A 14,987-nucleotide genomic window follows, 5' to 3' on the forward strand; every position below is an offset into this window, starting at 1 on the left:
GCTAGTTTTGGGGTAGGAGTTTTTTGTGGGGACTAGGGTGTAGCTGTTGGTGTAGCTGTTGGTGTAGCTGTTGGTGTAGCTGTCGGTGTAGCTGTCGGTGTAGCTGTTGGTGTAGCTGTCGGTGTAGCTGTTGGTGTAGCTGTCGGTGTAGCTGTTGGTGTAGCTGTTGGTTTAGCTGTTGGTTTAGTTGTCGGCTTAGTTGTCGGCTTAGTTGTTGGTTTAGTTGTCGGCTGGCTGAAGAGTGTCTTTGCTTCTTCATTCAGCTTTTGGCGGAGTGCTAAGTTAGCAATTCCAGTTTCTTGCAACTGATATTTCTTCTGATACTCCTTCACCACTTCTTCCGTGCGGGAACCATAAAAATGATCGCGCGGCAGGGGAGGATTTGGCTTCACCACTGCATTCAAATTTCTGTGCAGAATTTGAACGATGTTAGCAGCAAAATCTTGGGTTTTTGGCCCTGCTATGCCATCAACAGGTTTTAGCTTATAACCAGTCTGAAATTCTCGAATTGCCTTTTTAGTTTCCTCGTCTGTCAAAGCAGTATTTGTTACCTTGACGTTATAGCCTAATCCCCGTAACACCTCACGGAATTGCTGGGGCGTATAACTTTTTTGAGGAGCTGCAAAACCTGTGTCTGCAATTACTAAACTAGCAGTCATCAGGCAAGTAACAGCAAAGGTTGCGCTTGATTTTCCAAACCCACACCACATACTTAAAAACTCCTTTGGGTTAAATCAGCAGGATCATAAACGTTAACAGCTGCATTTTAAGTTTGTTTAATAACTTTTTTCACGATTATTTAATGAATTTTGAACAAGTTGTGATTTTTTTTTGTTAAATTTAGGTAAAAATTTAGAAAATAATTTGTGTCATCTATCAAAAGAATGATCTTATGTTGGCAGAGATATAGCGGTTATTTTATCATTTGAATCGAATACACCCTTTTAACACTAAATTGCCGTGTAACGCACATCTGTGCATTGGTGTCAGCTTAAGGTGAAAGGCAGTCTCTCGACCTGTGGCTGTGCTGCAATGTGGAGTATTTCTAACCTATGGTTGGAAAAGAGGTTTTAAAGGGGTTTTGTTTTGGGCTGAAGTTGACACCCATCGACAAATGCGCCCTTCTACTGGGTCTACTCGACTGGAAATTGCTGTAATTGGTTAGAAAGGGCTGAAAATTAATAAAAATGAAAAAGTTTATGTTTTAAACACCCAAACAAGTATCATATATTACAAAAAATGAGAAATATAAAATCTTCTAAGCAGCGTAATCTTTGGTTTGAAAGATTTATGGCAATTACTGCCACCGTAAATTTAAGTTTAGTTTTGTTTGATTTAAGTTACGTACCTTGGCGAGATTTCTACTTGCGAAAAGTTCCTCAAATTACTAAGATTTATGACCCAATCAAAGGTATTGAAAGTCATCGAGATACAAAAAGTTATCTAGAAACAGTAGACGCATTAGAGGAACAAGTTAGGCAAACAGGGTTACAGTCGCCTCAGGTAAATAGCAGGCTAATACAAATAAGTCGTCTTAGCAGCGAGATGATTGACAGTAACCCGTTTGCGGGAGCTAATAAGAGTGGGACTCTGGAGAAAATCAAACAAAGGATGCGATCGCACATTCGCAAAGAATCTGCAAAACAGTCCTTCGCTACTTTTTGGAGTCAGCCGCACTTATCACAAAATAGCTGGCTTGAAGAAATTAATTTTTTTAACAAAAGCATCCGCCCTTTGATCGCCAGTAACTACTACCGCCAAATCGGGGAAAATGGCGATTTTATTGATAAATTCTGGATTATTGACTTACTTTTTGTGATTTTATTTGGCGTAGAATTGCTGGGGCGCACCTTCTTGCTCAAACGCCAACATCCTGGTTTTAGCTGGTTAGAAGCACTATTGTGGCGTTGGTACGATTTATTTTTACTACTGCCATTTTGGCGAGGGTTGCGAATCATAGCTGTATTAATTCGCCTCGATCAAGCGCAGTTATTGAATCTGCATCCAGTACGAAAGCAACTTAATCAGGGGATTGTCGCTAATTTTGCCGAAGAACTCACAGAAATTGTCGTGGTGAGGGTGATTAATCAGGTTCAGGGTTCAATTCAGCGGGGTGAATTGACAAGCTGGCTCTCGCAACAAGAAAATTTACGTCCCTACATAGATATTAATAATGTGAATGAAGTGGAAGCGATCGCAGGTCTTCTAATAAAAACAATTGTCTACCAAGTGCTACCTGATATCCAACCTGCGATCGTTGCCATTCTGCGCCACAACATTGAAACCGTCTTCCATCAAGTCCCCGTCTACCGCAACCTCCAGAATCTCCCTGGCGTGGGACAGGCTCAAACCCAGTTAAGCGAACAACTAGCAACCCAAATCACAACTAATCTTTACAAAACTTTAGTTAGCGCTGTTGAAGACCCTGTAGGAGCAAAACTTACCAGTCAATTAGTAGAAAGCTTCACCAAGGTATTGGGATCTCAAATCAAGGAAAAACATGTACTCTCAGAAATTCAGAGTTTACTTTTTGACTTCTTAGAGGAAATCAAACTCAACTACGTCCAGCGTTTATCCCAAGAAGATATAGACCAAATTATCGAGCAAACCCGGCAGCTAAGAACACAAGTATCAGTTCCCGTAGTAGTAGATAAAGGCGCTACTCTCCCAAAAATACGGGAAGGGTAGGGAGAGCAGAGGGGCAGGCGAGCAGGGGAGATGAAGGGACAAGAAGAATAACCAATACTTCGGCTTCGCTCAGTACAAGTGCCCCATGCCCAATGCTCAATGCCAATGCACGACTATAAAAGAAATGCGCTAAACTCGAATTAGGCGAATCATCATTTGGTTCGTCACAAGACTTCTTGGAAGATATACCTATCGCAGGAAGTGGGTCGATGCCCACTTTTTTTATTGAATTCTCTCATGGCTCATCCTTTAGTTCTACAAATTATTGACTTGGCGACACCAGTGGCAGAAGAACTGGGATTGGAAGTGGTTGGCGTGGTTTTTCATACCAACCAAAGTCCACCAGTGTTGCGGGTAGACATTCGCAATCCTGAGCAAGACACTGGGTTGAACGATTGTGAGAGGATGAGCCGTGCTTTAGAAGCCTCCTTAGATGCTGCGGAAATCGTTCCAGATAAATACGTCTTGGAAGTGTCTAGTCCTGGTATTTCGCGGCAACTGGTAACAGACAGGGAGTTTATTTCCTTTAAAGGATTTCCTGTCATTATCTCCACAACGCCCCCTTACGACGGACAACAAGAGTGGATTGGTCTGTTGATTCGTCGGGATGAGACAGCACTTTACTTAAACCAAAAAGGTCGTGTAGTCGAAATTCCCCGCTCCCTAATTACTAAGGTGCAGTTAGAAGAGCGCCGATAAACAAGTTACTAAGGCTAGAGGCTAGGGACTAGGTATTGGAGGGGCAGAGGAGCAGAGGAGCAGAGGAGCAAGGGTGACAAGGTGACAAGGTGAGAAGGTGACAAGAGGTGAGAACTTGCAACAAGTTTTTCCCCTTGTCCCCAATTCTCCTTGTCACCTTGTCCTCTTCCCAATGCCCAATGCCCAATGCCCAACGCCCAACGCCCAGTCTCTAGTTCCTAATTTTTAAAGGAGATTGCTTATGTCAATGGTTACTTTACCTGGATTAAAAGAATTAATTGAAAGTATAAGTCGCGATCGCAATTTACCCCGGCTTGCAGTTCAATCAGCGATTAGAGAAGCCCTACTCAAAGGCTATGAACGTTATCGCCGCGCCCAAAATTTAGAGCGCAGACAGTTTGACGAAGATTATTTTGAAAATTTTGAAGTAGAACTCGATATTGAAGGAGAAGGATTTCGCGTTCTTTCCACCAAAACTATTGTCGAAGAAGTAGATAACACAGACCACCAAATTTCCCTAGACGAAGTTCAACAAGTCGCTCCCGAAGCACAGTTAGGGGACTCTGTGGTGCTGGATGTTACCCCCGACCAAGGAGAATTTGGTCGGATGGCGGCGATGCAAACCAAGCAAGTATTGGCGCAAAAATTACGGGATCAACAGCGCCAGATGGTGCAAGAAGAGTTCCAAGATTTAGAAGGAACAGTCCTGCAAGCAAGAGTCCTGCGGTTTGAGCGGCAATCAGTGGTTTTGGCAGTCACCAGTAATTTTGGTCAGCCAGAAGTAGAAGCCGAATTACCGAAGCGGGAACAGCTACCCAACGATAATTATCGGGCAAATGCCACCTTCAAGGTATATCTGAAAAAAGTCTCCCAAGGTCAGCAACGAGGGCCACAGTTGCTTGTGTCTCGTGCTGATGCTGGTTTGGTAGTTTATCTTTTCGCCAACGAAGTCCCAGAAATTGAAGATGAAGTGGTACGGATTGTTGCCGTAGCGAGGGAGGCTAACCCCCCTTCCCGTTATGTCGGCCCCCGGACTAAAATAGCAGTAGATACTCTCGATCGCGATGTAGACCCAGTAGGCGCTTGTATTGGAGCCAGGGGATCGCGAATTCAAGTGGTAGTCAACGAATTACGCGGTGAAAAAATAGATGTAATTCGCTGGTCGCCAGACCCAGCAACATACATTGCTAATGCCTTAAGTCCAGCACGGGTAGATGAAGTACGCTTAATGGACCCAGAATCGCGTCAAACTCACGTACTTGTAGCTGAAGATCAATTGAGTTTGGCCATTGGTAAGGAAGGGCAAAACGTCCGTTTGGCAGCCCGTCTGACTGGCTGGAAAATAGACATCAAAGACAAAGCTAAGTATGACTATGCAGCAGAGGATACCAAATTTGCAGCAGTCAGAACAAAATATCAATCAGAGGAATCAGAAGAAGACGAGCTTGAATATGAAGAAGAATTCGAGGATGAAAATCAGAACGAATTAGAAGAGGAAGATAGTTTTGATAATAACGATGATGAATAATTGATTAATTTTGTAAAGTTTTGATACTGTAAGATTGTAGTCTCAGTCTCAAAAGCTACTTGGTATAAGTAAAAAATAGTAATAATAAACTTCTTTTTACTTCCATTATCCTGGACTGAGATCGCAAAGAACCGATGAAACCAAATTATCGGCGCTGTATTAGCTGTCGTAAAGTAGGCTCAAAAGATGAGTTTTGGCGGATTGTCCGCGTCTTTCCCGATGGAAAGGTACAATTGGATCAGGGCATGGGGCGTTCTGCCTATATTTGTCCAGAAACGAGTTGCTTACAAGCGGCTCAAAAAAAAAATCGACTAGGGCGATCGCTACATGCATCAGTGCCAGAAGCACTGTACCAAAGCTTGTCGCAACGTCTAGCCCGCAGTAATACCCAAAACCAAATTTAGTTGGAACAACTTTGTGACGTAATCATTAGAGGAATTGTGTCGAAAGCCGAAGTCGCGCTTTCATCACACTCCCCGTCGATCGTTAAGGTTAGTGGCAAAATAGTAAATGGGTGTAAAAGGCATTCGGCTCTCCAATAACGAGGGGCGAGGCAACATTCCCAGAACAAGATGTAATCGATTGTGTTGTGGAAGACTCAGAATCAACAAAACAAGAAACTCCAAAATGGCAACCTGGTAGCGCTCAGGCGCAGTTCGGCGTCAAGGGTTCCTATAAAAATCTTTTATTTAAGAAATTTTTATGGGTATCCCTCAACCATCATTCCTGGTGGGGATGCCATTATTAAACCGAAACATCTCTCTTTCCTGATTGGAGGCACCGGCAAAAACTGAACGGCAGTCTAAAAACAGTAATCCAAGGATGGAGATGTCGCAAACCAGGCAACCATCCGCTAAAACTGTAAATTAAAGGGGAAGAGTGGATGACCAACGGCAAAGTTAGAATTTATGAATTATCAAAGGAATTGAATTTGGATAACAAAGAGCTACTAGCAATTTGCGACCAGCTCGATATTGCGGTCAAAAGCCATAGCAGCACAATTTCAGAATCCGAGGCAGAAAACATCCGGGCGGCAGCAGAAAAGCTTGCAGCTACGAGTGTGTCTGCCAAAAAGGAACTAGGTACAACCAGCCATAAGCCAAATTCACCACCCAACGGCGGACGTAACCGACCTGCTGCACCCCACAAACAGCAAATTTTGGAAATACGCAAACCCAAAATATTGAGAAATACTACTCCCAACGCCCCAGAGGCGTCACTTGCTAACAATACCCAAGCTGCCTTGTCTGAAGCTAATCCTCCCTCTCCTCCACGGCCTTTCGCTACACCAGTCTCACCTCTGAAACCGGCAGCACCATCTCGACCTGTGCCCCGGACTCAATCTGAGACTCAAGAGCAACCTCCGATCGCTGACTTGGAACAAACGCCTAATCCAAATCCGGCACCGGAGAAAATAGCATCCCAAAAACCGGAAAAAACAGTTCCGCCGAGACCGAAATCGGAAAAACCGATCAAACCACAACTAGTTGCTCCTCCAGCCAGACCCGAGGCAGAAGTTGCCCAGGTGGTAGATGAGCAGCCAGTATCTCAGGCAGATAAACCGATCCTCAAACGCGACCAACGGCTACGTCCCGCAGAAGGCGATCGCGAGCAAATTAAGCCAAGAGTCGCTAAACTGCCAACAGACCAGTCTGCACCAGGTGCGCCACAAAGGACAAGTCGTCCTACCCCTGCACCCAGCAGACCAGAGCAGAGAGGCAATAGACCATCTGCACCATCACAACTGGGAGAGGGACAAAGACCCAGACCGGCACGTCCAGGTGAAGCAGTAGCAGCCGCAATGCCAATCGCTACTCCACCAAGACAGATGTCAGGCATAGCGGGCAAATCTCAAGGATTGGGTGATGAACCAGTCACACCGGATCTCCTGGATTTGAAACGCCCAAGTCCGCCTCGACCAACCAAAGGCGGCAAAAAGTGGGTAGAAGAGGAAATAATTGACGAAGTTAAAGAGAAGGCAAAAGCTGGCGTCAAAGGCAAGCGGATCAAACCCATACTTGATGATGAGTTTGAAGAAGATTTGCTGGATGATGACGATATAGATTCACCAGCCACAGTCCAAGTCAGCCTTTCTATCGCTCGTCCTCCCAAACCGAAAGCGACTCGACCGGTACAGATGCCAGGTGCAACCCTTGCTAGCGCCCCAACTGCAAGAGCCAGAAAGTCTGGTTCTAGGTCTGGTTCCAAATCTGGTGGGCGCGACCATCACCAAAACCGTCGCCAAGAAGCCGAGACAAAACGCGATCGCCCCGAAAAAGTGACGATCACAGGGCCATTGACAGTGCAAGAACTGTCTGACGTATTAGGTGTTGCCGATACAGAGATTGTCAAAATCCTGTTCCTGAAAGGTATGGCGGTGAGTATCACTCAAAATCTAGATATTCCCACAATTACCCTGGTAGGAAAAGAACTAGAAATAGAAGTTGAAACCGTCGAACGAGAAGCAGAAGCTCGGAAAATCACGGAAATGGTCGGTGCAGAAGACCAAGAATATCTCCACCGCCGTCCGCCAGTCGTGACAATTATGGGTCACGTAGACCACGGTAAAACAACTCTGCTCGACTCAATTCGCAAAACCAAAGTGGCTGCTGGCGAAGCTGGCGGTATTACTCAACACATTGGTGCATACCATGTAGATTTGGAACATGAGGGCAAACCTCAGCAGATAGTCTTCCTCGATACTCCTGGTCACGAAGCCTTTACGGCTATGCGGGCACGAGGAGCGCGAGTAACAGACATTGCCGTCTTAGTAGTGGCTGCTGATGATGGTGTCCGTCCCCAAACCATTGAAGCCATTAGCCACGCCCAAGCAGCGGGAGTACCAATTGTAGTTGCAATCAACAAAATTGATAAAGAAGGGGCACAGCCAGAGCGGGTTAAACAAGAACTTACCCAGTATGGTCTGACATCAGAAGACTGGGGCGGTGAGACAATCATGGTTCCCGTGAGCGCCATCAGAGGTGAAAATCTGGATACGCTCTTAGAGATGATTCTGTTGGTAGCAGAGGTTGCAGAACTATCTGCCAACCCAGATCGTAACGCCAAAGGAACTGTCATTGAAGCACATCTAGATAAAGCTAAGGGAGCAGTTGCTACCCTGCTAATTCAGAATGGCACCCTGCATGTGGGAGATATATTGGTAGCTGGCTCGGCCTTTGGTAAAGTTCGGGCGATGGTGGATGACAGAAGTAAGAGAGTAGACATTGCTTCTCCTTCCTTTGCTGTCGAGGTACTAGGTTTAAGTGATGTGCCAGCAGCCGGCGACGAGTTCGAGGTCTTCCAGAACGAAAAAGAAGCCAGAGCACTCGCTAGCGATCGCGCAGACAGACAACGCCTATCCCGCCTGTTACAGGGACGTGTTACCCTCACAACCCTGTCGGCTCAAGCACAAGAAGGCGAGTTGAAAGAACTCAACTTGATCTTGAAAGGAGACGTACAAGGTTCGGTAGAAGCCATTGTGGGAGCGCTCAAGCAAATCCCGCAAAACGAAGTCCAAATTCGGATGTTGTTGGCTACTGCTGGGGAAATCACCGAGACAGATATTGATTTGGCCGCTGCCAGTAACGCTGTAATTATCGGCTTCAACACCACCTTTGCCAGTGGCGCTAGACAAGCCGCCGATGAAGCAGGTGTCGATGTCCGGGAATATAACGTCATCTACAAACTCCTAGAAGATATCCAAGATGCCTTGGAAGGTCTTTTGGAACCAGAGTTGGTGGAAGAACCCTTGGGTCAAACCGAAGTCCGTGCCGTCTTCCCAGTCGGTCGTGGTGCGGTTGCCGGTTGCTACGTTCAATCTGGCAAGCTAGTTCGCAACTGCAAAGTCAGAGTACGACGCAACGGTAAGGTGATCTTTGAAGGCGTCCTTGATTCCCTAAAACGGATGAAAGAAGATGCCCGTGAGGTCAACGCCGGTTATGAATGCGGTGTCGGCATAGATAAATTCAATGATTGGGTTGAAGGTGACATCATCGAATCCTATCAGATGGTTACGAAGCGCCGCACTCTCACCTTAACAAGGTAGTGTTAAGGGTAAAATGGTTAGAAGTTAGGAGTGATAAATTAGGAGCTGGGAGTTAAAGGCTGCTAATTCCTAACTCCTAACTCTTAACTCACAACTTTTTATAATATGCATTCATTTCGCTCTGAACCTATTTTGTGGATTCACGTCGCTGGATTAGCGACGTTGCCTGTTTTTTTAGTACTCTGCTTATTGTTCTTGTCTGTAGGCGAGCCATTTTTACCAGTTTGGATGGAGCTATTGTTAGTTGCCGCCATTGGTGTTCTGCCCCTGCTATGGATGCAGTTGCGTCGCCCTTTTTATATATTTGCTCTTTTAGGAATAGCCCAAAAACCAGAAAATCTGACTGAGCGGCAGCGAAAAATTCTCTGTTTAATTAATACAAAATTAAATCGTATCCTGGCATTGGTGGCAGCAGTATTGTCGGTTGGGATACTGTGGTATCTTTACCAAATTGCCCCATTAGTAGCAAATTCAGCGAAATTTCTCCCACAATGGCGCAGCCTTGCACTAGTGCTGGCGGGATTAGCATTTTTGGGTGGCAATCTATTTTTACAAATACCTGTGAGTGTAATGCGAGTTTTGGTGACTAATGACACAGAATTTGCTGGCATAGAACCATTATCTTTAGAAAAGATTAAGCAAGATTTCACAATTTTAGGGGTGCGAGTTAATCAAATCGTGCCTCGATTATTACAATCCTTGTTTAAGATCAATACAGATTCGTAGCAGCCCGTGAAGTATATTATTTAACTTTAAAGGGCTACAAATAAGTAGCAGAGGAGCAGGGGGAGCAGGGGAGGCAGGGGGAGATGAATTAATAATCAATGCCCAATGCCCAATGCCCAATGCCCAATGCCCAATTACCCTTGAACTTAAAACAAAGGAATTAGGAACTATGGCTCAAATTCCAGCTTCTAGCGATCGCCAATTTTCTGCCGATACTGAAATTTGGTATAGCCTCAAATGTGCGATCTCCACTAGTTCAGGTTTTCAACGTTGGCAACTAGAACGCGATGCTCAATTGCATGGAATTCGCTTGGAACAGCAGGTACAGCGATATTTACGAGAAACTTTAGAAACTTTAGCTTACTAAAGACCAAATAAATCTTGTAGGTTTGTTTGCAAGCGGCGGAGTTGAAGGTATGCACCCTGCAAGCGACCGCCATCAACTTCCACTTCATTTTTGGGATAATTTTTAATAATTTCAATCAGCGACACTTGCCCGTCTTGATTCGCAGAAAGTACCAAAGCAGCTCGTAAAGCTTGCCAATTTGCTCTTTGAGACGGTGTAGAAATAACTTGACTAATTTGATCCAAAATAATATTACCAATCTGGCTATTCAGCACTCTATCTAAAAATACAGGGTTTACCTTCACTGGCCTGGTTAAATACTGGCGAATCGCTTTGGGGTCTTGTCGCGCCAAAGCTAAATTCACTCTTAGTGAACGTGAGAGTTCACCTGTTTGGGCAAAGGTGGATATTTCCTCTACAGAAAGTGATTCACGGAAGATACCATACTTCAGCACTACTCGTTCCGCAGCAAAGGCAGGAGTGGACAAAAATAGAAGGCAGATACTACCCACTAAAAGTAAGAGGCGACGTAGCCCCAAAAAATTAAAACGCATTTCTTCCCATTTCCAATAGGTTTGCTTTTTGTGCGATCGTATTTCAGCAGAATTAGTTGTGGCATCTAGCTTTAGGAAATACTAAAAATCGCCTCATCCCCTTAGTGCCTATAAGAAAATTTTCTGAATCACACAAGATTAGGACTTAAGCAAAAAACCTCTCTAACTCTTATTCCCCTAAGTCGTCTGTGGTTTTCTTTTCCGTGACCTGTGCGTAAGTCCTAAATATAACTAATGTATAAGTTCTGTGATCTATCTAAGGAATTTAGCTGAATCAGTGCTAATCATCCAGTATAGTTTGCATGGGTTTTACAGCAGCTACAAAGCTGCACCTTTAACCTTGTTCGACATACTGTAATTCAGCACATCACAGACTCAAAAAATGAAATATCGGGGTTATCACATTTCTCTAGCGAAAAATTTTCGCCTTCTTTCTAGCAGTCATCTCAAATATACTTTGCGCGTAGGAGCCGGACTAACGGCAATGCTTGTTATTTCTGGTGGGTCAATACTACTACAGGGTAAGGTTAATGCTGGTGCGACTTACCCAGAAAGTATCGCCCCAACTCGTATAGCGCAAGCTCCTGCAACTGCCGCAGCGATTTATGTTAATCCAGCAACTGGTGCAGATAGGGCTGGTGCTGGTACAACATCAGCTGCACCCTACAAAAGTATCAGTTTTGCTCTCAGTCAAGCCCAAGCAGGCGCTGTTATTCAATTAGCACCTGGTAACTATAACCAAGAAAGTGGTGAAACCTTCCCGCTTTTACTTAAACCAGGGGTGACATTGCGGGGTGATGAAGCTACAAAAGGTCAGGCGATATTGATTACAGGTGGAGGTTTCTACACTAGCCGCACCTTTGCCCAACAGAACATTACAATCCTTGCTGGACAAGATACCACTATTACTGGTGTCACCGTCACCAACCCAAATAGCCGGGGTACGGCTGTGTGGGTGGAATCAACTAATCCCATCATCAAAAACAGTACTTTTACTAACAGTGCCAGAGAGGGTGTTTTTGTCACGGGTACAGGCAATCCCAAAGTCGAAGGCAATCTCTTTGTGCAAAACAAAGGCAATGGCATTTCAATTGCTAAAACTGCCCAAGGAGAAATTCGGAATAACTTATTTCAGGATACTGGTTTTGGTCTAGCGATCGGTGGGACTTCCACACCCCTAATTGTGGAAAACCAAATTATCGAAAATCAAGACGGTCTTTTTATCTCAGAGTCAGCGAAGCCGGTATTGCGTAAGAATGTCATTCAAAACAATAAGCGGGATGGAGTTGTAGCAACAGTTAGTGCTTTACCCGATCTTGGCACTAACGAAAATCCTGGTGGCAATCTTATTCGCAATAACACTCGTTATGATGTGAACAACGCGACTAAAACAGGTCAAATTCTCGCTATTGGCAACGATATTGATCAGAAAAAGATTTTCGGCTCAGTAAACTTCGTTGCCGGATCTGTTGATGTACCGCCTGGTGGGCCTGTCGCCTTTAAAGATGTGCCAGCAAATTACTGGGCAAAAACCTACATCGAAGCTTTAGCCTCCCAAAATATTATTGCGGGCTTTCCTGATGGCAGCTTTAAACCAAATGATCCTGTAACCCGCGCTCAATTCGCCACTATTGTCACTAAAGCCCTAACACCACCAACCAAACGCGCAGCAATTAAATTTAAGGATGTAGCAAGCAATTTTTGGGCTTATGCTGCAATTCAATCTGCTTACCAGAGTGAATTTGTTTCTGGTTATCCTGATGGCACTTTTAAGCCACAGCAGCAAATTCCTAGAGTACAGGCGTTAGTCGCTTTAGCTAATGGTTTGGGCTTAACTGCGAGTAATCAGAATGTCCTTTCCTTTTACACCGATGCTGCCCAGATTCCTAATTATGCGATCGCTCCTGTTGCTGCGGCAACTGCACGGCAACTAGTAATCAACTATCCCACAGTGAAGCAACTCAATCCTAATCGTCAGGCAACCAGAGCCGAGGTTGCTGCCTTTGTTTACCAGGCACTCGTCAATGCTGGACGTGCTCAACCAATTCCTTCATCCTATTTGGTAACAGCCCAGTAAATGCCTAGTTAACAAATTAGAAGCGCCAAACTAATAATTTGTTAGTCTGGCGCTTCCAATTAATATGAGTTTTGTTAAATTTGGGAGTTTTTAAACATAAAATTTGGGGTCTTTAAATATAGCTGACCCCATTTGAATGTTCTTGGGTTTATGGTCAGGGTCTTTATATTGGCTGACCCCGTTTCAATGATTTCTATTTTCTCAGAAATTTTTGCTTTTTAGGATTTCCTAATAATTTTTTTATTTTTTCTTTCTTGATATTTTAATCTTCATAAAAGCATTAATAAATTTGAAGAATATAAAGATAGATCAAAAGAAAGTAGTCAAAAATTAACTAGCTAAAATTTCTTCCTTCAGGAATTAGGATTTTTACCTGATTGGGGGCGTTGTTGCCGACGCTGTTCCCAGCGCCAGAGGAAAACCATTAAGGCAACTATTCCTACTTGGAGAGCTAAACTAGGCAAAGCACTCTCAACATTTCGTCCGGCAAGCACTTGGAAGAAAAATACGAATGCACCGAGCGAACCAGAAGCAGCGAAAGCGATGTAGAAAAATTGTCGTAAGCCCCGATAAGGAGCGGCTATTTCTGCTTTGAGGCTGGCATACAGTTCAGGATTAAGGCGATTTTTAGGATTTTGATCTACCATGATTAAATCATGTTATACTCTTAGATTGTGTACGCCGATGTGGCTCAGTGGTAGAGCAGCTGATTCGTAATCAGCAGGCCGTGGGTTCAAATCCCATCATCGGCTTTGATGAAAGTATTGCTCAATAATTAGAGTTTGACATAAATCAAGCATCTAGCCAAATGGGTGTGAAAACGATGTCTACGACGGCAAGTTACGCATCAGACTTCTACATCCAGCGCCGCAAGTCCTTACATCAACAAATGCTTAATCTCAGCTTCTGCACCACTCGGAGAATGGTGCATGGCTCATTTTTCAATTATTTCTAATAAGCGATCGCAATCTCACATCAATTAGTTTAGTTTTTAACTGTTATATGAGAAAATTGTGCATCGATAACCCGGCCTGCTGACCTTTTTTGTTGACGCTTCAACACTCCTACCGCACCAAAAACACTAAGGGCTAAAATCCCCAAGTTTATCGAAGGTTCAGGAACAGACTTAGCCTCAATCGCCGCCAGTGCAGCGTCTGCTACTAACTTATGAGCAGCAGTCGTTGGGTGGAAATCGTCCCAGAAGAGAAACTTGTTGTTAGCTGGGTTACATATATCTAGCCTAGATAGACAAGACTCGGTTACATTCGTAAAATCTAATGCACTGGCCTGATTAAATAAAGAAAAAGTATCAATAGGAATGATGTTGAGATTTGGGTTTTGACTCAAAGCGTTCACAGTTTGTGCTAAACTCAAGTTAAACTCACTAGTCGATTTACTAAGGGTTGTAGGGTTGCGAGCGTCAATTGTAGCTGCTGGGATCTTTCCCAAATCTGACAAGTTAAACACCAAAATATTTTTCGCGCCGACTCCAACCAGAGTATTCAACGCTAGGGATATATTACTGATTGGCGTGGTAGAGTCTTCGGGGTTAAGAAAAAGGAAATCATTCCCACCTCCCCACAATGTATAAAGTGCATTTGGGTCAGCAGTTTGATTATTTGCTTGCAGAGTTCCAGCAAAACCAAGGACTTGTTGGAGTACTCCCGGTAAATTTGCATTAGGAACGACAGCGTTACCTGAACCAGAGCTAGCACCACCGAAAGCGAAGTTTATCCCTTGGGTAGCAGGTGTGGAAGGAAGAGTAGTGTATAAAGTAGGCTTTAACCCTAGCTGATCTCCGAGATAATCCACCCAGAGCGGCCCATTGGAAAAACGTCCTTCAAAGTAAGGTGGGCTTAGAGGGAATGTTTTCCCGGTGGCATTATATATATTGCCTGTATCAGAAAGACTATCGCCAAATACATAAAGCCGATCAAAACTCACAGCCGAAGCTTTGGTTGGCAACATGAAAGAAAATAGAACAAATCCTGCTGCTACAGCTTGTTTTTTCATATTTGTTTTACCTGTGGTCTTTTTAACTTGTTTAAAAGCAATGAAAGGGCGATAGTCTCACAACTTACTCTTTTGAGATACTTCAAAATTAAGTACGTCTGTTGAGTTAATTTACGTTGTTTCACTTAAACTATGCCTCAAAAATTTATGAAACACAGGTAAAAACGCTTAAAACACTGAGATTTACATTTTCTTGATGAAAAATAGGTGTATTACAAAGAAATAGCAAAATTTATATCTTAAAGGACGGAATTGCCTATTTTTATGCTGATGCTGGACTAACCGCAACTAAATTAGGTAAACCGTCGTAG

Annotated in this window: 12 protein-coding genes and 1 tRNA gene; 9 read left to right on the forward strand and 4 right to left on the reverse strand. The window is 44.0% G+C overall.

Annotation, left to right across the window (positions count from 1 at the left end):
• Positions 1–32: 32 nt before the first annotated feature.
• Positions 33–710 (reverse strand): peptidoglycan-binding protein, encoded by a 678-nt coding sequence (locus ACM0OX_RS03850; protein ID WP_414513207.1) that lies wholly within the window; start codon positions 708–710, stop codon positions 33–35.
• Positions 711–1,239: 529 nt separating this feature from the next.
• On the opposite strand from ACM0OX_RS03850, the gene ACM0OX_RS03855 reads away from it, so the two are divergent.
• The 7 genes from ACM0OX_RS03855 (at position 1,240) to ACM0OX_RS03885 (ending at position 10,053) form a co-directional block, all read left to right on the forward strand.
• On the forward strand, positions 1,240–2,688 hold the full coding sequence (locus ACM0OX_RS03855; RefSeq protein WP_414513209.1) for a hypothetical protein: 1,449 nt from the start codon (positions 1,240–1,242) through the stop codon (positions 2,686–2,688).
• A gap of 237 nt (positions 2,689–2,925) precedes the next feature.
• On the forward strand, positions 2,926–3,387 hold the full coding sequence (gene rimP, locus ACM0OX_RS03860; protein WP_414513211.1) for a ribosome maturation factor RimP: 462 nt from the start codon (positions 2,926–2,928) through the stop codon (positions 3,385–3,387).
• 241 nt (positions 3,388–3,628) lie between these two features.
• Positions 3,629–4,915: a transcription termination factor NusA gene (gene nusA / locus ACM0OX_RS03865; protein WP_414513213.1), complete on the forward strand. Its 1,287-nt coding sequence runs from the start codon at positions 3,629–3,631 to the stop codon at positions 4,913–4,915.
• A gap of 134 nt (positions 4,916–5,049) precedes the next feature.
• Positions 5,050–5,319: a YlxR family protein gene (locus tag ACM0OX_RS03870; protein WP_194042652.1), complete on the forward strand. Its 270-nt coding sequence runs from the start codon at positions 5,050–5,052 to the stop codon at positions 5,317–5,319.
• Positions 5,320–5,798: 479 nt separating this feature from the next.
• Positions 5,799–8,960 carry a translation initiation factor IF-2 gene (infB, locus tag ACM0OX_RS03875; RefSeq protein ID WP_414513216.1) on the forward strand — a complete coding sequence of 1,054 codons (3,162 nt, stop codon included), beginning with the start codon at positions 5,799–5,801 and terminating at the stop codon, positions 8,958–8,960.
• Between the two features lie 105 nt (positions 8,961–9,065).
• A complete protein-coding gene (locus ACM0OX_RS03880) occupies positions 9,066–9,686 on the forward strand; it encodes a low-complexity tail membrane protein (protein WP_414513217.1) in 621 nt (206 codons plus the stop codon).
• Positions 9,687–9,855: 169 nt separating this feature from the next.
• Positions 9,856–10,053 carry a hypothetical protein gene (locus tag ACM0OX_RS03885; protein WP_012412012.1) on the forward strand — a complete coding sequence of 66 codons (198 nt, stop codon included), beginning with the start codon at positions 9,856–9,858 and terminating at the stop codon, positions 10,051–10,053.
• Here the strand turns inward: ACM0OX_RS03885 and ACM0OX_RS03890 are convergent.
• Positions 10,050–10,586, reverse strand: coding sequence for an alpha/beta hydrolase (locus ACM0OX_RS03890; protein WP_414513219.1), 537 nt, complete (start codon positions 10,584–10,586; stop codon positions 10,050–10,052). The two genes, ACM0OX_RS03885 and ACM0OX_RS03890, sit on opposite strands and share 4 nt — an antisense overlap.
• A 382-nt stretch (positions 10,587–10,968) precedes the next feature.
• Here ACM0OX_RS03890 and ACM0OX_RS03895 point away from each other — a divergent pair, with 382 nt between their 5' ends.
• On the forward strand, positions 10,969–12,663 hold the full coding sequence (locus tag ACM0OX_RS03895; protein WP_414513221.1) for a DUF1565 domain-containing protein: 1,695 nt from the start codon (positions 10,969–10,971) through the stop codon (positions 12,661–12,663).
• Between the two features lie 353 nt (positions 12,664–13,016).
• Here the strand turns inward: ACM0OX_RS03895 and ACM0OX_RS03900 are convergent, their stop codons facing one another.
• The gene (locus ACM0OX_RS03900) at positions 13,017–13,310 is read right to left on the reverse strand and encodes a DUF3493 domain-containing protein (protein WP_414513223.1); all 294 of its coding nucleotides are present in this window, start codon (positions 13,308–13,310) and stop codon (positions 13,017–13,019) included.
• A gap of 33 nt (positions 13,311–13,343) precedes the next feature.
• Between ACM0OX_RS03900 and ACM0OX_RS03905 the strand changes: the two genes are divergently transcribed.
• Positions 13,344–13,415 (forward strand) — tRNA-Thr (locus tag ACM0OX_RS03905).
• A 232-nt stretch (positions 13,416–13,647) separates the two neighbouring features.
• Here ACM0OX_RS03905 and ACM0OX_RS03910 read toward each other — a convergent pair.
• Positions 13,648–14,676 carry an SGNH/GDSL hydrolase family protein gene (locus ACM0OX_RS03910; protein ID WP_414513224.1) on the reverse strand — a complete coding sequence of 343 codons (1,029 nt, stop codon included), beginning with the start codon at positions 14,674–14,676 and terminating at the stop codon, positions 13,648–13,650.
• Positions 14,677–14,987 lie beyond the last annotated feature (311 nt).

Source organism: Nostoc sp. PCC 9305, from assembly GCF_963920915.1.
In the GTDB taxonomy this organism is placed as follows: Bacteria; Cyanobacteriota; Cyanobacteriia; order Cyanobacteriales; family Nostocaceae; genus Nostoc.